This window comes from Pontibacter fetidus (assembly GCF_010119545.1).
Classification (GTDB): Bacteria; Bacteroidota; Bacteroidia; order Cytophagales; family Hymenobacteraceae; genus Pontibacter; species Pontibacter fetidus.
The window spans coordinates 207,427-224,246 of the sequence record NZ_JAAEAA010000004.1; the positions used below are offsets into that span (position 1 = coordinate 207,427).

General features: G+C 46.0%; 19 protein-coding genes and 1 pseudogene. 8 read left to right on the plus strand and 12 right to left on the minus strand.

Features of this window, described 5'->3' with window-relative positions:
* Positions 1 to 55 precede the first annotated feature (55 nt).
* Positions 56 to 550, plus strand: coding sequence for a hypothetical protein (locus tag GWO68_RS04565; protein ID WP_162345233.1), 495 nt, complete (start codon positions 56 to 58; stop codon positions 548 to 550).
* A 227-nt stretch (positions 551 to 777) separates the two neighbouring features.
* Positions 778 to 1,014: a hypothetical protein gene (locus GWO68_RS04570; protein ID WP_162345234.1), complete on the plus strand. Its 237-nt coding sequence runs from the start codon at positions 778 to 780 to the stop codon at positions 1,012 to 1,014.
* 115 nt (positions 1,015 to 1,129) lie between these two features.
* Here GWO68_RS04570 and GWO68_RS04575 read toward each other — a convergent pair whose 3' ends face one another.
* The 9 genes from GWO68_RS04575 to GWO68_RS04615 all read right to left on the minus strand — a co-directional run bounded on the left by GWO68_RS04575 (position 1,130) and on the right by GWO68_RS04615 (position 8,634).
* Entirely contained in the window at positions 1,130 to 2,071 is a 942-nt protein-coding gene (locus GWO68_RS04575) for a succinylglutamate desuccinylase/aspartoacylase family protein (protein ID WP_162345235.1), read from the minus strand.
* Positions 2,072 to 2,974: a 30S ribosomal protein S6--L-glutamate ligase gene (gene rimK / locus GWO68_RS04580; RefSeq protein WP_162345236.1), complete on the minus strand. Its 903-nt coding sequence runs from the start codon at positions 2,972 to 2,974 to the stop codon at positions 2,072 to 2,074.
* On the minus strand, positions 2,971 to 3,465 hold the full coding sequence (locus tag GWO68_RS04585) for an ATP-dependent zinc protease family protein (RefSeq protein ID WP_162345237.1): 495 nt from the start codon (positions 3,463 to 3,465) through the stop codon (positions 2,971 to 2,973). Before GWO68_RS04585 ends, rimK begins: the two co-directional genes overlap by 4 nt.
* A 160-nt stretch (positions 3,466 to 3,625) precedes the next feature.
* The gene (locus tag GWO68_RS04590) at positions 3,626 to 4,813 is read right to left on the minus strand and encodes a PQQ-dependent sugar dehydrogenase (protein WP_162345238.1); all 1,188 of its coding nucleotides are present in this window, start codon (positions 4,811 to 4,813) and stop codon (positions 3,626 to 3,628) included.
* A gap of 134 nt (positions 4,814 to 4,947) precedes the next feature.
* Entirely contained in the window at positions 4,948 to 5,760 is an 813-nt protein-coding gene (locus tag GWO68_RS04595) for an alpha/beta fold hydrolase (RefSeq protein WP_162345239.1), read from the minus strand.
* 465 nt (positions 5,761 to 6,225) lie between these two features.
* Positions 6,226 to 6,768, minus strand: coding sequence for a DUF502 domain-containing protein (locus tag GWO68_RS04600; protein WP_162345240.1), 543 nt, complete (start codon positions 6,766 to 6,768; stop codon positions 6,226 to 6,228).
* Between the two features lie 80 nt (positions 6,769 to 6,848).
* Positions 6,849 to 7,739, minus strand: a complete 891-nt coding sequence (locus GWO68_RS04605; RefSeq protein ID WP_162345241.1) for a 4-hydroxy-3-methylbut-2-enyl diphosphate reductase — start codon at positions 7,737 to 7,739, stop codon at positions 6,849 to 6,851.
* 15 nt (positions 7,740 to 7,754) lie between these two features.
* Positions 7,755 to 8,462 (minus strand): (d)CMP kinase, encoded by a 708-nt coding sequence (gene cmk / locus GWO68_RS04610; protein ID WP_162345242.1) that lies wholly within the window; start codon positions 8,460 to 8,462, stop codon positions 7,755 to 7,757.
* A gap of 16 nt (positions 8,463 to 8,478) precedes the next feature.
* Complete coding sequence (locus tag GWO68_RS04615; protein ID WP_162345243.1) at positions 8,479 to 8,634, minus strand: hypothetical protein; 156 nt, start codon at positions 8,632 to 8,634, stop codon at positions 8,479 to 8,481.
* A gap of 85 nt (positions 8,635 to 8,719) precedes the next feature.
* On the opposite strand from GWO68_RS04615, the gene ade reads away from it, so the two are divergent.
* Entirely contained in the window at positions 8,720 to 10,357 is a 1,638-nt protein-coding gene (ade, locus tag GWO68_RS04620) for an adenine deaminase (RefSeq protein WP_162345244.1), read from the plus strand.
* 31 nt (positions 10,358 to 10,388) lie between these two features.
* Entirely contained in the window at positions 10,389 to 11,240 is an 852-nt protein-coding gene (locus tag GWO68_RS04625; protein WP_162345245.1) for a sulfite exporter TauE/SafE family protein, read from the plus strand.
* A 60-nt stretch (positions 11,241 to 11,300) separates the two neighbouring features.
* Here GWO68_RS04625 and GWO68_RS04630 read toward each other — a convergent pair whose 3' ends face one another.
* Both GWO68_RS04630 and GWO68_RS04635 read right to left on the minus strand, forming a co-directional pair.
* Entirely contained in the window at positions 11,301 to 11,741 is a 441-nt protein-coding gene (locus GWO68_RS04630; protein ID WP_162345246.1) for a response regulator, read from the minus strand.
* A gap of 291 nt (positions 11,742 to 12,032) precedes the next feature.
* Positions 12,033 to 13,016 (minus strand): annotated as a pseudogene (locus GWO68_RS04635) (PLP-dependent cysteine synthase family protein); the annotation flags it as partial.
* A 309-nt stretch (positions 13,017 to 13,325) separates the two neighbouring features.
* Here GWO68_RS04635 and sucD point away from each other — a divergent pair.
* Positions 13,326 to 14,216, plus strand: a complete 891-nt coding sequence (gene sucD / locus GWO68_RS04640) for a succinate--CoA ligase subunit alpha (protein WP_162345248.1) — start codon at positions 13,326 to 13,328, stop codon at positions 14,214 to 14,216.
* A 140-nt stretch (positions 14,217 to 14,356) separates the two neighbouring features.
* Complete coding sequence (locus GWO68_RS04645; RefSeq protein ID WP_162345249.1) at positions 14,357 to 14,518, plus strand: hypothetical protein; 162 nt, start codon at positions 14,357 to 14,359, stop codon at positions 14,516 to 14,518.
* Between the two features lie 26 nt (positions 14,519 to 14,544).
* Here the strand turns inward: GWO68_RS04645 and GWO68_RS04650 are convergent, their stop codons facing one another.
* Positions 14,545 to 15,489 carry a hydrogen peroxide-inducible genes activator gene (locus GWO68_RS04650; protein ID WP_162345250.1) on the minus strand — a complete coding sequence of 315 codons (945 nt, stop codon included), beginning with the start codon at positions 15,487 to 15,489 and terminating at the stop codon, positions 14,545 to 14,547.
* Between the two features lie 165 nt (positions 15,490 to 15,654).
* On the opposite strand from GWO68_RS04650, the gene GWO68_RS04655 reads away from it, so the two are divergent.
* Both GWO68_RS04655 and GWO68_RS04660 read left to right on the plus strand, forming a co-directional pair.
* A complete protein-coding gene (locus tag GWO68_RS04655) occupies positions 15,655 to 16,128 on the plus strand; it encodes a Dps family protein (RefSeq protein ID WP_162345251.1) in 474 nt (157 codons plus the stop codon).
* A gap of 43 nt (positions 16,129 to 16,171) precedes the next feature.
* On the plus strand, positions 16,172 to 16,729 hold the full coding sequence (locus tag GWO68_RS04660) for a peroxiredoxin (RefSeq protein ID WP_162345252.1): 558 nt from the start codon (positions 16,172 to 16,174) through the stop codon (positions 16,727 to 16,729).
* Positions 16,730 to 16,820: the final 91 nt, after the last annotated feature.

A 16,820-nucleotide genomic window follows, 5' to 3' on the forward strand; every position in this document is an offset into this window, starting at 1 on the left:
TTTTACGCAACCCGGAAACATACATCCGGTTGCACTTTTAACTTTTAACCTTTTCATGAAAACGTTTATTCGAATTTCCTTTGTACTGGCGCTGGTGTTAACAGTAGCTTTTAGTGCAAATGCCCAGAGCGGCTACAAAACAGGTATAGGCTTTAGAGGTGGTATTGCATCTGGCTTAACTGTAAAACATTTTATTAAAAGCGATGCTGCTATAGAAGGTATCCTGAGCACCAGCTTCAGGCACCGCGGCACAGTTATCACCATTCTTTACGAAAAACATGCGCAGGCTTTTAACGCCAAAGGCTTGCAGTGGTACTATGGTTTAGGTGGTCACGTTGGCTTCCATGACGGTCACCATTACTACCACAAAAACCACGAGCATTACGACGATGACCATGTGGTAGCAGTAGGTATAGACGGTGTGCTTGGCCTGGAATATTACATCCGCGATATTCCGTTTACGATTGGTGCCGATATTAAGCCATACATAAACATACCAAGCGGCGGCGGCTACTGGGACTCAGCACTGCACGTACGTTATGTATTCTAAATAATTGCCTAATAGTTAAATTTACTTAACTGTTATCTATAAAAACGGCCCTGCTATAGTTTAGCAGGGCCGTTTTGTTTTAGCAACTATAGTTTACAGTAGTATTCAGCATCTTGTTTAGTCTGATTCTAAATTTCTGTAAAAGCGCTTTATATAGTAAACCAGCGTTAATGGTGGCAAGTATAACGTAAGAGTTACATCAAGACAAACTATAAACCTACATAACTATGGAAGCAACATGCAATCACTGCAACCACTGGGAGCAGGACCCCAATAAGGTACAACTACAGAATAATAATTTTGGCGTTTGCGATGAATTGACCGGGCAACACGCCATGGACCCATCGTATGTACTGCCACTGGTACACGAAGCCTCCGCAGACCTAAAACCAAAACGATTTGAAATGATAACCGGCGCCGAGTTTGGTTGTAACCACTTCAGCGAACGCAAAACCTGGGTATAACCTATAGTTTACCTATAAAAGCAAAGGCCTGGCTATAGTTGTAGCCGGGCCTTTGCTTTTACCAGACGCTGGCAGGAGCTGTGCACGCGGTCAGGTCTAAAATCCTGCAGCCAAATTAAAACGCAATATGCAGCAGCGCATCGCCCTGGTTTACAACTGGCATGTTATTTAACCCTACCACGTAGCCACTTGCAGGTGCATTAATACGTAACTCCATTTCACCGTAAGGGTCGGTTATGCTGCCAATGTACTGGTTCTTTTTTACAAACTCCCCTATCTGTATAAAGGTACGCCACAAGCCTGCATTTTTAGCCCGCAACCAGATATCCTTCATACAAACTACACTTGGCTCTGTTGGTTCGGTGTGGTTGGCCATCATGCCCAGGTGGTGCAGTACGCGGCAGGTACCTTCAATACCGGTTCGTATGCCTTTCTCATCGAAGCGCAGGCTTTCGCCGGTCTCATATACCAGTATAGATTTGCCAAGTTTGCCAGCCTCTTTGCGGAGTGAGCCCTGGCGGTAAGGAGCGTTAAGTATAAAAGGTGCAGCAAAAGCTTTGGCAAGTTCTTCGTTTACATGGTCGCCGAGTACACAGCGTATCTGCGGATAATTAGCACGGCTGGAGCCACCCGTATGGAAATCGAGGCCATAGTCCACATAAGGCATTACTTCTTTCATGAACCGGTGCGCTACGCGGCTAGCCAAGGATCCATCGCGGTTCCCCGGGAAACTTCGGTTCACGTCTTTGCCATCCGGCACTTCCCTGCTAAAGTTCAGGAAACCGTAAATGTTAAGGATCGGCACAGCAATTATGGTCCCTTTCAGCGGGTACAGCATTTTTTTGGAAAGCATCCTCCGGATAATTTCCGTACCATTCACTTCGTCGCCGTGCATACCGGCCATCAGCAACACCACCGGCCCGTCGTGCACCGACCTGAAAACATAAATTGGAATTTCGATTACAGTGCCGCTGGGCAGTTTACTGATCACCAGTTTGGTCAGCACTTTTTCACCACGGTCTATGCTGCGACCGTTGATAACTATAGTTTCGGGCATTTACTCTTTTATTCGCTTCTTGGGCTTAGTCTGGGCTAGGCTCTCCACGTACTCAATTATTTTACCGGCAATGTCTTTTTGGGTCGCTTTCTCAATACCTTCCAGTCCAGGCGAGGAGTTTACTTCCAGGATCAATGGTCCGCGTTTAGATTGCAGCATGTCTACCCCAGCTATACCTAATCCCAACGATTTGGCAGCCAACAGAGCGGCAGCTTTTTCGGCACGCGTAAGTTTGATAAGTGTTGCCTTTCCGCCACGGTGCAGGTTAGATCTGAACTCCCCTTCTTTGCCCTGGCGTTTCATGGCACCCACTACTTCGCCGTTAACTATAAAGGCACGAATATCGGCACCGCCAGCTTCTGAAATAAACTCCTGCACTATAACACGCGCCTTCAGGTTATGGAAAGCTTCTATTACCGATTCGGATGCTTTTTTGGTCTCAGCCAATACTACACCAAGGCCCTGCGTACCTTCCAGCAGCTTAATTACCAGCGGCGCTCCGCCCACTTCTTTTACCAGTTCTGAGGTTTCTTTGGAGTAGTTTGTAAAAGCAGTTTTAGGCATCCCCAGCCCGGCACGGCTCAAAATCTGGAGGCTGCGCAGTTTATCACGGGACCGAACTATAGATTGCGAATCTACGGCGCTTTTCACTTTCATCATCTCGAACTGGCGCACCACCGCCGTACCATAAAACGTAACCGATGCCCCGATACGCGGAATAACGGCATCAATACCGGTCAGGCGCTCGCCTTTGTAGAGTATATGCGGGTCGCCCTGCTCTATAATAAGGTCGCAACGCAGGTGGTCGAGTACCATGGCCTGGTGCCCCCGCTGCTCTATGGCCTCTACCAGGCGGCGGGTAGAGTATAGCTTAGGGTTGCGGGAGAGAATGGCTATCTTCATAAATTCGTGTGTTTCTGCTGTTGTTTGATCTTATACTTCTGAGAGACATTTTTGCGGGAAACATCTACTATAAACCTGCCTTTTAACAGCTTACGCCCGATCAGCACCGGGTACTTCATATCGCTGCGGTCTGAAAGCGAAAACTCGGCCTCTATTACCTCGCCGAAAAGCGCTATGGTTGTACGGATAACATAGCGCTGCTGCACCTCCCCAAACGAACTTTTTATGTCGCGCAGGTCGTAATCTGCAAAACGCAGCTTTTTATGGTTGTATTGCGGATGCGATGGATCGAGCAACTCTACACAAATTACTTTTTTACCATCTGCATTGGTTTCCTCGTGTATATCCGAACAATGTATGGCCGATGTAAACGCACCGGTATCTATCTTGGCTTCGATCTCCGTTATATCCAGGTCGGGTAGGGCAACCAGCTCGCGGCGGCCTATCACACGTTTCTCTGGTCTGGGAGTAAGGGCTTTTTCCTCTTTCATCAGCAGCGAAAATAGGGAAATTAAGTAATGAATAGGTAGTAATGAGGAATGAATAATGTGAATTACTAGCAACTATAGCTTGCACATCCATTTCAGACAGGTGGTCTACTTATAAACTTATAGATTACATTCTTTCTTATTATTCATTAGTCATTCTTCATTACTCATTATAAGAGATGCGGTAAATGGCATTGTTAGTATCGTCAGATACAAGTATAGCACCGTCGGGCATTACCATTACATCTACAGGGCGGCCCCAGGCTTTGCCATTTTGCAGCCAGCCTTCGGCAAACGACTTATAGTTAGTAGCTTTTCCGTTTTCATCCAGACTTACAGTCATCAGGCGGTAACCGAGCGGTTCGGAGCGGTTCCAGGAGCCGTGCTGCGCTATGATAAGCTGGTTCTTATACTGTTCCGGAAACATACTGCCTGTATAGAATTTCAACCCAAGAGCAGCTACGTGCGGGCCAAGCTTTTGTACCGGTTTTACAAATTCATCGCAGTTGCGGTTCTTGCCAAATTCCGGATCGGGTATTTCGCCCTCGTGGCAGTACGGAAAACCAAAGTGCATTCCCTTTTTTGGTGCGTGGTTCAGTTCGTCGTTCGGGATGTTATCGCCCAGCATATCACGGCCATTGTCGGTAAACCATAGTTCTTTGCTAGTAGGGTGCCACGTAAAACCAACGGTGTTGCGCACACCTTCAGCAAAAATTTCCATGCCCGAGCCATCCGCGTTCAGGCGGGTTATAGTGGCGTAAACGGGGTTCTCTTCTTTACACACATTGCAGGGCGCACCCACTGGCACGTATAGTTTGCCATCGGGCCCAAAGGCGATGTACTTCCAGCCATGGTGCGTATCGCTCGGGTACTTGTCATACACTACTTCATATTTGGGGTTGTTGCGCATGTTCTGCTCTATCTTCGGAAACTTGATAATGCGGCTGATCTCGGCTACGTACAGGTCGCCATCCTTTAAAGCCACGCCGTTCGGCGAGTTCAGTCCTGAAGCTATCGTTATTGTTTCGTCTGCTTTGCCGTCTTTGTCTTTGTCAACTATAGCAAATACTTTGTCGTTGCTGCGCGTGCCTACAAACAACACTCCCGACGGACTTAACGCCATAGAACGCGCATTTTCTACATCCCTGGCATAATAAGCGATCTTAAAGCCATCGGGTAGTTTTATTTTGGCAAGGCTGCTGTCAACGGGTTCACTGGGTTCGTCGTTCTTTTCAGTTGATGCGGCCTGTTCATTTTCGGTTTTGGTTTCTTCTTTAGTGTCACTGGAGCAGGCTGAGCCAAAGACCATTAAAGCAAAGCTAAAAGCCATAGCGCGGTTCAGGTATTTCATAGTGTGCAAAGTTGGGGTTAATGAAAACTATAATTAGTTGTAAGTATACTAAGCTGTAAAGGTATTGTTGTCAGAACCACAGATTAATGGGGATTTAAAGGATTCCTTAATCGTGCTGTTCCAGTGAGTTAGCATTAATCCAGGTTCAGGCTTTTGCGTTTGTGCAACAGATCTGCCACATCCTGTATCAGGTTAGAGTGGCCGGTCTTCAGTATAACCAGTTCGCCTTTGTCCAGGGCATCCATAAATACACGCACGCGCCGCGGCGAAATAATCTCGTCGTACTCGCCCAGGAACATGGTTACCGGTATTTTATGGTTATTGAGCAGCTGCACTATCTGGCGAATATCGAAATTCAGGTCCCGGAAACCGATCCAGCTGCGGTACACGCGCAGGCGCTTGGCTGTGCTGTCCATCTGGAAATGCGCAAACCGGATCAGACTTTTGTGTGCCAGTTTATACTTGTGCAGTACTTTCAGAAACTTAAAAAAAGGCTCTGGTTTAACAACAGTGCGTTTAAAAAGCTGCTGCATCCAGCCGGGGTAGGTAGCAATGTTATACCAAAAGCTAGTTTTAATTCCATCTGGCGCAATCAGGTATAGTTCTTCCATCCGGTCTGCCATCTGCTCTACCAGCGCCAGCGCAAACTTACCGCCCATGCTAAAACCCATCACCGAAAACTGCTCAATGTTATACTTCTCCAGCAACTGACTGATCATCCTCTTCATAAACTCTTTAGTGAGAGGCATATCGTCTTTGTGCAGGCGGCTGCCCCCATGAAAAAAGAGATCGAAGGCATAAATGGTATAGTCACGACCCAGGGCATGCTCCATGGGGTGGTAATACAGGCTGCTCTGCCCATACCCATGAAACGCCAGTAACACTTTACCCCCACTCCCGATTACACGGTAATGCAGCTTCGATTTATCGCATATCAGGTAAGGCACTTTTTTAAGTATGAGTTAAGATTGGTGAAGTAAAAAGGAAAACATTAAACTATAGTTTATTCGTCATGCATACAATTTTGTTGTCAGAACCGCAGATTAAAACTGATTTTATAGATTAAATATGATTAATAGTAATAGATTTCAACCAACTCTTCTTTTTAAGTAAGTTATGTCGCAAATTTAGCGGTAGCGTAACCTGTGGTTTTGTATGGCAGCAAGTTTGTAACTTGATTTGCTTTAAAAAAGCAATGGTAACTATAGTTTGATAGTTGCAGAAAGCCAGTTACAAACTGGCACCAACTATAACCACAGGTTACGCTAAAACTAAACTGCGGCATGTACTTTTTAATCAAATTAATCCTTCCAATCCTGAAAATCCTGATTCAGACAAAAGATGCAAAGTATTGCGTCTCTACAAAATATATCAAATCTGTTAAATCCCCACTGATCTGTGGTTCAGACAAACTATAGCCGCGACACACCACCCGACACAATAAATTTCATGACATCGGAGCTGGGCATGTTAAGGTAAGTTACATTGCGTTGCGGCACCAAAAAAAGTTCGCCCGAAAAGTTATAGGAGTGCGGAAAGTATACGGCTACTTTATCGGCTGCATCTATATTTTCGAGCACGTCCTGCGTTACAAAACCCAGTTTATAGTTCTCCGAGTCTTCGCTCATCTTTACCATTACCGGTTTGTTAAATTTCTGATTATCGCCCACAAAGGCATCAAACAAGTCGCGGATGCTGGAGTAAACGATACCTATAAGTGGTACTTTATGAAAAATGCGCTCGGTAAGGATAATAAACGGCTTTACCAGGAACGAGGAACCCAGGAAACCAACCAGTGTGAGCAGCACCACCATCAGTAAAATGCCCAGCCCCGGTATGCCCAGGTCAAACATATCGTTCAGCCAGTCAATAATCGCCACCACTATCCAAACGGTGATGGTAAAAGGTGCAATGATCAGAAGTCCGTTAAGGAAATAGCTGAATAAACGTCTCATGTTGTTGTGTTCACAAAAAAGGCCTTGCCGAAGCAAAGCCTAAATGTAGCAAAAATGCTTATATTTTGTAATTGCTATACTTAGTGTGTTACCGAAGTCAGGTTGGCAATACCGTCTGCTACCTGTTGCATCAGCCACATCGGCGTAGAGGTTGCCCCGCAAATGCCTACACTTTCAGCGTTCGCAAACCAGCTCTCGTCTAGTTCGGTCTCGTTCTCTATAAAGTAGCTGTTCGGGTTGTGCTGCTTGCATACGCTGTACAAAGCTTTTCCGTTCGAGCTTTTTTTACCACTTACAAATATCAGTACATCGTGCTCAGTCGAGAACCTGGCCAGTTGCGGCTCACGGTTCGATACCTGGCGGCAAATGCTGTCATTGGCGTCAAACTCAGGTTGAGTGCTGTCTGCATTGGCCTGCTTGATGCGTTCTTCTATAAGCGCTTTAATATGATAAAAGCCTTTGGTGCTTTTGGTGGTCTGGCTGAAGAGCGCTACCGGGCGTTTAAAGTCGATCTTATCCAGGTCTTCTTCGGTTGTAACTATAATAGCTTCGTCGCAGGTCTGGCCAGCTAAACCAATCACTTCGGCGTGCCCAACCTGGCCATAAATTACCACCTGCCCATCATCTTTTTTAATAGAATCGAAGGCATGTTTTACGCGGTTCTGCAGTTTTAACACTACCGGGCAGCTGGCATCAATCAACTCTAAATTATTCTCCAGTGCAATCTGGTACGTCTCAGGCGGTTCGCCGTGCGCACGAATTAATACTTTGCAGTCGCGTAGGTTGCGCAGTTCTTCGCGGTCTATTACCCGAAGGCCTTTTTTATAGAGGCGCTGCACTTCCATGCTGTTATGTACGATATCGCCGAGGCAGTATAGTTCTTCCACATGCTCCATTTCGTCCTCTGCCATTTGTATGGCAAACTCTACCCCGAAACAGTAACCGGAATTTTTATCTATCGTGATATTCATAATCTACTTCCCTTCTTAGTTCTGCTCTACAGCAGTATACTTTTGTTCAAGCAACTTAGATGCCACCTTGTTCATTACAAACTCTACCTGTTCATCAATGGTCATGTGCGAGGTATCCAGCAAATGAGCATCATCGGCGCGGCGCAACGGACTCTCGGCTCTGGTTGAGTCTATCAGGTCGCGCTTCTGCAGGTTTTCTTTTATTTCGTTCAGATTTACCAGCTGCTTTTTTACCAGTAGTTCCTGCTGGCGGCGCCTGGCTCTGGTGTCTACATCGGCCGTCATAAAAATCTTTACCTCCGCATCCGGAAAAACAGCCGTACCTATATCGCGTCCATCCATTACTACACCGCGGCGCTTACCCATTTTTTGTTGCTGGGCTACCATAGCATGGCGTACGGCAGGCACCACACTTACCTCACTCACCTGGTTTGAGATGTACATTTTGCGTATCTCATCTTCCACGTTCAGGCCGTTCAGGTAGGTTTCGTTGCGCTGCGTTTTTGGATTATAATGGAATGTGATGTCGATATTTTTCAGGGCATCGCTTACATCTTTAGGGTTTGTAAGCGCCACATGATGATCGAGGAAGTATAGCGTAACCGCCCGGTACATAGCGCCGGTATCAATGTAAGCGTAGCCCAGTTCGGCTGCCACTTGCTTGGCCGTTGTGCTTTTGCCGCACGAGGAATGGCCATCTAACGCGATCACGATTTTCTTCATAAAAACAGGGTAAGTATTAATTAGAATCGCAAGGACAAGGAGCTTTGCCGCGCTTGCTCATTTTCTGGTATTTAGCCGTTTTTTTCTGCTGCGCTGTTTTCTGGCTGCAACCCGCTAAAGAGCCGGATGCCAACACGCACGCTATCACCAGGTATGAAATTATCTTTCTCAAAACGACTGAATTTAATGCAAATATAAAGTAATTTACGGGTTCAAGCCCCATTTACAGGCAATTTAATAAACTAATACCAGATACCATGCAGGCAGCCTATTCTGTTTCCGGACGCATTATAGACATACACAACAAAGAAATATTTGAAGGTACAGTTCAGGTTGAAAACGGCCGTATTTCTAAAATAGTTCGTGAGGCAACCAATGCCACAAATTATATTTTACCCGGTTTTATAGATGCCCACGTGCACGTGGAAAGTTCGATGCTGGTACCCAGTGAGTTTGCCCGCCTGGCTGTACCCCACGGAACTATAGCCACCATCTCAGATCCCCACGAAATTGGCAATGTACTGGGCGTGAAAGGTGTGGAGTATATGATCGAGAATGGCAAAAAAACACCTTTCAAGTTTTACTTCGGGGCGCCGTCATGCGTGCCGGCCACTCCTTTTGAGACGGCTGGTGCCGAGATAACGGCTGCCGACATAGAAGAATTGTTTAAGCGAGACGAGATTGTATACCTGGCCGAAATGATGAACTGGCCCGGCGTGCTGCACCGCGACCCTGTGGTGATGGAGAAGATTGAACTGGCAAAAAAGTATGGCAAAGCTGTAGATGGCCACGCGCCCGGGCTAATGGGCGAACAAGCCAAGCTATACGCCTCTGCCGGCATCACCACCGACCACGAATGCTTTACCGCCGAAGAGGCCCTTGACAAACTGGCCGTTGGCATGAAGATATTGATACGTGAAGGTAGCGCCGCCAAAAACTTTGAAGCGCTTATTCCTTTGCTGCCAGAGCACTATAGCAACATCATGTTCTGCTCCGACGACAAACATCCGGATAACCTGGTGGAAGGACACATCAACCTGCTGGTAAAACGCGCACTAGCTAAAGGCAACGACCTGTTTCATGTGCTGCAGGCTGCTTGTATAAACCCGGTAGTGCACTATAAAATGAAGGTGGGTTTGCTAAGAGAAAATGACCCTGCCGATTTTATAGTTGTAGACAACCTCGATAACTTTAATGTGCTGGCCACATACATTAACGGCGAAAAAGTAGCGGAGAACGGAAAGTCGAACATCGCCTTTACCCCAAGCGAAACTATAAACAACTTTAACACCAGCCCTAAAACTATAGCGCAGTTCCGCATTCCTGCTGCCGATGCGCATAAGATACGCGTGATTGAAGCTTTTGACGGACAATTGATTACCAAAGAAGGTATAGTTGCGCCTAAAGTGGAGAACGGTTTTATAGTTTCGGATGTGGCGAATGATGTGTTGAAAATAACCGTAGTGAACCGTTATGAAGATGCCGAACCTGCCGTAGCTTTTATCAAAAATATTGGCCTCAAGTCCGGCGCTATTGCTTCGTCGGTGGGGCATGATTCGCATAACATTATAGCGGTGGGTGTGGATGATGAAAGTATCGTTCGTGCAGTAAACCTGATCATCGGTGCAAAAGGTGGCGTATCAGCAGTAGATGGCAAGAAAGAGCAGTTATTGCCGTTGCCGGTAGCTGGTATTATGTCGGCGGAGGATGGTTATAAGGTAGCCCAAGCATACTCAAGTATAGATAAGATGAGCAAGGAAATGGGCAGCAACCTGGCCTCGCCGTTCATGACGCTTTCATTTATGGCACTGCTGGTTATTCCATCGCTAAAGCTCAGCGACAAAGGTTTATTTAACGGCGACACGTTTTCGTTCGTACCTGTAACAGCACCTTAACAAAACCCCGTTGCCAGGCGCACGGCAGCAAATGGAAGAATTACTTATCTTCTTTATTGGTATACTTGTCAGCGGGTTCGGAACGGTGATCGGTTTTGGTGGTGGCGTATTTATGGTACCCATTCTCATCATCTTTTTCGGGTTTAACATCGAAATCGCGATTGGATCAACGATGGCGGCACTGGTTCCGGCATCGTTCATCGCATCTGTCTTTAACCTCCGCGATAAAACCATTGATTACCTGGTGGGCACGTTAATCCAGATTCCGGCTATAGTTGGCACCGTGCTGGGTGCATTTCTGGTTGCTTTTTTACCGGTGTTTAAGCTGCAGCTGATTTTTGCGCTTTTTGTTATTGCTGTAGGTATTGCCATGGTGCTGCCCCAAAAAAATAAACCCACTACCAGCCATGCCGGGCTAATGTACCGCATGCGCCGCGTACCTACTACCTTTATCCGGAAAAATAAAGAAAAGCACCTGGCTTACAGGTTAAATGGCGGTGTAGTATCTACGCTGGGGTTTGTATCTGGTGTTATGGCAGGCTTGTTTGGCATCGGCGGTGGCTTTGTACAAACACCTATGATGATTAAACTCTTCCGGATTCCGGCACAGATCGCGACATCTACCTCACTGTTTATACTTGTTATCACCAGCTTTACGGGCTTTATAAGTCATTTTTTGCTGGGCAATGTGCTATGGAGCCGCTGCCTGCCTTTGATAGCTGCATTTGCATTGGGTGCCCTGGCCGGCAACCTTTACAAACGCAAACGAGGCAAACTTAATAACATGGAAATTCTTATTGGGCTCGGGCTTTTCCTGGCTGGCTTAGGTGTGTTATTAAACCTTGCCATTAAAGCACATGTGGGTGTCGGGTTCTCGTTTTAGCAACAAAAAAGGCCACTGTATTTACAGTAGCCCGGCAAATGCATAAATCAAACTCGGTCACTATACTTTATCAGTTTGCATGTTGGGGAAGTATTTCTGCAGCAATCTATTCATTTTATCAGCCGTAAGCGGTTTAGGGATATATTCGGCTGCGAAGGTTTCAACTGCATCTGTATCCTGTGGGTGCGAAGATGTCGTTAATACCACCATTACAATACCTTTCCGGAATTCCGGGTCCAGGCGCTCGTACAGGTCCAGCATCTCAAACCCATCCATCACCGGCATGTTAATATCCAGAAAGATAAGTTCGGGCTTAAAGTATTCAGAGCTCCCCTTTTCGTAATTGTTATTGCTTACATTATACAGGTAATCAAATGCTTGCTTGCCGTTTACAAACGTATGGATATGGTCTGTTATCTGCAGCCTGTCGAGCAGGCGCTGATTCAGAAAATTAGTGGTTTCATCATCATCGATGAGCAGTATGCCAGCTATTTTTTTCATTAGTTGATAGGTACGCCAGACCAACAAGTGTTCAGGGTACTTGTAAATATACTTATTTATGCTTTTAAAAACAGCACCTTACTATCGCTGATACTCAAACTGTGCTGGTCTGGTTTATAAAAGTCAAAAATAAAATCATATAACTATAGTTGCAATACCCGGCGCTTGCAGCCTTTAACCAACCTGATCACAAAGCTAACCAACTAACACCCAAGCCCTGAAGCACCAAAAACAGAAAGCCCGGAGATACACCCCAGGCTCTCTGAAATTTATAGTCTATAGTTTGTCTTAGTCAATGTAGCCCTGGGCACGCATCCAGTCGTCGTTGTAGATCTTGCCCAGGTAACGCGTGCCGTGGTCTGGCAATAAAACCACGATCACATCCTCTTCGGTCAGGTTGTTTTCGCGGGCATACTCCAGGGCGCCAAACACGGCTGTTCCGCAAGACCAACCCACAAACAGGCCTTCTTCTTTCGCCAGTCTTCTGGTCATTACAGCACCATCCTTATCCGTCACTTTTATAAACTGATCAATCAGATCAAAATCTACGTTCTTTGGCAGGATATCTTCGCCAATGCCTTCTGTAGCGTAAGAGTAAATTTCGTTCTCGTCGAAAATACCGGTCTCTTTATACTTTTTAAACACAGAGCCATAGGTATCGATACCGATCGTTTTAACTGCCGGGTTCTTTTCTTTCAGGTATTTTGAGATGCCGGTTACCGTACCGCCGGTACCAACGCCTGTAATAAAGTGCGTTACCTTGCCTTCGGTCTGCTCCCATATTTCAGGTCCGGTGCTTTCGTAGTGCGCTGCCCAGTTCGACATGTTATCGTACTGGTTAGGGTAAAACGAATTCGGGATTTCCTGGTTCAGGCGCTTTGCCACCGAATAGTAAGAGTCCGGATGATCTGGAGAAACATTGGTCGGGCACACAACCACTTCGGCACCCACTGCACGCAGTATGTCCATTTTCTCTTTGCTTTGCTTATCAGCCAGTGTAAAAATACACTTGTAGCCTTTGGCAATAGCAGCCAGCGCTAGGCCCATACCGGTGTTACCAGATGTGCCTTCAATTATAGTTCCGCCTGGCTTCAGGATGCCGGCTTTTTCGGCATCTTCAATCATTTTTATGGCCATGCGGTCTTTTACAGAGTTGCCCGGGTTCAGGTACTCTACTTTTGCCAGTATGGTCGCTTTTACGCCTTCGGTTACGTTGTTAAGCTTCACCATCGGGGTGTTACCGATCGCTTCAGTTATATGGTTCAGGTACTTCATCTGAATTCGTTTTGGATTCGGGTGCAAAGGTAAGTAATTTAAATTATGTTTTTTACAGTGGTGCCTGGCATAGCCTGCCCTGCATATCTAACAGTTTAAACAATGCATCGCGTTCCGGTAACTATAGTTTATGCTATCCTGTGCAGCAAACTACTGTAATGCTCCCTGCAACCTGTAACCACCAAAAGCCTGATACCCCCAAACTCCCGACTATATTAGCTTTAACTATTTTTTGTACGCGCCATAAAAAAGCCTATTTTTGCACATCTTTATTATTAGACGGTCTTTATACAACTAAATAAGATACACATGAGTGTTTTAGTAAATAAAAATTCGAAAGTGATCGTACAGGGCTTCACAGGTTCTGAAGGTTCTTTCCACGCATCTCAGATGATAGAGTATGGCACTAACGTAGTTGGTGGTGTAACTCCGGGCAAAGGTGGCAACAACCACTTAGACCTGCCTGTTTTTAACACAGTAGAAGAAGCTGTAAAGAAAACAGGTGCTGATGTATCTATCATTTTCGTGCCGCCGGCTTTTGCTGCTGATGCCATTATGGAAGCTGCAGATGCAGGTATTAAAGTGATTGTGTGTATTACAGAAGGTATTCCGGTAAAAGACATGGTGACCGCTAAAAACTACATCAAGTCTAAAAATGTAACCCTTATCGGACCAAACTGCCCGGGTGTTATTACGCCAGGCGAAGCGAAGGTTGGTATCATGCCAGGTTTCGTATTTAAGCCAGGTCGTATCGGTATCGTGTCTAAGTCTGGTACGTTAACGTACGAAGCTGCTGACCAGATCGTAAAAGCCGGTTTAGGTATCTCTACAGCTATCGGTATCGGTGGTGACCCAATTATCGGAACACCTACAAAAGATGCAGTTCAACTGTTAATGGAAGACCCTGAAACGGATGCGATTGTAATGATCGGTGAGATTGGTGGTAACTATGAGGCCATGGCTTCTAAGTACATCAGCGAAACTGGTAATAAAAAGCCGGTAGTTGGCTTTATAGCTGGCCAGACAGCTCCGGCTGGTCGTCGTATGGGCCACGCAGGTGCAATAGTTGGCGGCGCCGACGATACAGCTGCTGCTAAAATGCAGATCATGCGCGAGAACGGAATCTTTGTAGTTGATTCTCCTGCTGAGATCGGTGAAGCTATGGTTGAAGCACTTCAGAAAGCCGGCATCAACGCGTAAGTTAGATTTAACTTTATTTTATAACGAAAGGCTGCTCTTTACAGGGCAGCCTTTTTTGTTTGTCTGAATCAGGATTTGCAGGATTTAAAAGGATTGACAGGATTTTCCTGCTGACGCTGAAATCTGTCCGGTGAAATGGTGTGAGTCTCCATACTTACTTCTCAACTATAGCCAGCGAGTCTGGAGACTCGCGCACACAGCACGTCGCCAGCTGGATGCTGGCGCCAGTGGAAACTATAGTTTATGGTTATGACCAGACGCTAACAAAGATTGCGCACGCTGCCAGGTCTCACAACCCTTAAACTTTCTAACTTCCCAACTTTCTAACTTACTTCACTCCTATTACCTGTTGCTTTTTTCGGTTAACTATAGTTTGGGGCACGGAGGCTACAATCTCTTTCTGCAGGGCTTCTACCAGCTTCTTTTTCAGGAAACTTTTATGCACTACCAGGCTAACCTCGCGCAAGGGCTTTGGCTCTTTAAATGCACGTACCAATCGCTTTTTATCTTCAGGCATTTCCAGCACCGATAGTTCAGGTAGCAACGTGAGGCCGTGTTGTGTTTCTACAATGCGTTTCAGGGTTTCAAGGGAGCCGCTTCTATAGTCTAAGTTGGTTCCTTCGGAGTTGCTGAGTTTGCCGCCACGGTTACAGATGTTCAGTACCTGGCTCCGGAAACAATGGCCTTCGTTTAAAACCCACAGGTCGTCGGGCAACAGTTCTGAAGGGTCTATTTCGGATTGTTTTGCCAGCGCGTGTTTCGGGTTTACATACACCATAAAGGCTTCGTAAAACAGCGGCAGTTCTTTTATAGTTTTGTTCTCCAAAGGCGTAACCAGCAAGCCAACATCCAACTGTTCGTGGTTTAGTTTTTCTACAATTTCAGATGTCAGGAGTTCCTGCACCACTACCCTTACCTGCGGATATTTTTCTAGGAAGTTTGTTATAAAAAGTGGCATCAGGTACGGGGCTAAGGTTGGTATCACGCCAATTCTAAGCTCGCCGCTCAGTTCCTGCTTCTGGTCCTGCACTATTTCCTGTATCTTCTTTGATTCAGCGAGCACGATACGCGCCTGCGCAATTATCTCTTTTCCTATTTCTGTTGGCCGCACCGGCACCCGGCTCCTGTCAAACAACTGCACACCTAACTCTTCCTCCAGCTTTTGTAGCTGCATGCTTAAGGTTGGCTGCGTTACAAAACAATTCTCTGCAGCGGTAGCAAAATGCCGGTAGGTATCCACAGCAATCAGGTATTCGAGTTGTACTAAAGTCATAGCTCAGATTTTATTTGTATTGAAGTATAGAAAAGCGCCTTACTACTCGCAAAGGTATGTTATAGTTTAAAGCTATCAAACTATAAAAACAATCAATTTGATTTATATGACTACCCGCAGCACTTTTGTATCACCTTAGCAACAGGAACCTTAAAACAAAAGACTATGACGAAACTGACAAATATCGGATTGCACAAAGAAGACTCGAAGCAGATTGCCGACAAACTAAATGAGCTGTTGGCTAATTACCATTTGTATTATCAGAACCTGCGCGGCTTTCACTGGAACATTAAAGGCGCTAACTTTTTCCAGCTGCATGCCAAATTTGAGGAACTATACAACAGCGCTTTGGCACGCATCGATGCCATTGCCGAGCGCATTTTAACTATTGGCCAGCCACCGCTGCACACTTTCTCTCATTATCTAAAGGTATCAACTATAAAAGAGGCAAGTAACCTGAGCAGCGATAACGAAACAGTAACCACCACGCATCATAACCTGACCGTTATCCTTCAACTGGAGCGCGAAATCATGAGCCTGGCCACAGAAACCGGAGACGAAGGAACTGTAAGCCTGCTGAGCGAAGACATTAACGAGATCGAGAAAACACTCTGGATGCTGAATGCTTTCCTAAGCTAATCTAATCTGTAAATCAATTTATAATTCACCCAATATACATATCATGACACAGAACAGAATATTATCTGTAGGATCTACTTTCCCGGCTTTCACAAAACAGGCTGTGGTATCATTAGAAAAAGGAAAAGAATTTGCTGACCTGACCAGCGAAGATCACAAAATTAACGACCAGTGGCTAGTGATGTTCTGGTGGCCAAAAGACTTTACATTCGTTTGCCCTACCGAGATTGCAGAGTTTAACAAAAACTACGACGAGTTCCGTGACCGCGATGCCATGCTGATCGGTGCCTCTACAGACTCTGAATTTGTGCACTTGGCCTGGCGCCAGAACCACGAAGACCTGAACAAACTACGCTTCCCGATGCTGGCCGACACTTCTAAATCGTTGGCTGAGGAGCTGGGTATTTTAGAAGCCAATGAAAAAGTAGCTTACCGTGTTACCTACATCGTGGACCCACAAGGTATAATCCGATGGGTGAGCCTGAACGACCTGAGCGTGGGCCGCAATGTGGCTGAAGTGCTGCGCGTGCTCGATGCCCTGCAAACCGACGAGTTGTGCCCATGCAACTGGAAAAAAGGCGAAGAAACTATAGCCGCTTAATAAACTATAAAATAAGGTGTGAGTGAAACAGAGGCGGAAGCGGCACAGCTATTTTGTGCTGCGACCGCACCTGTTATATTCTTCCCTAACT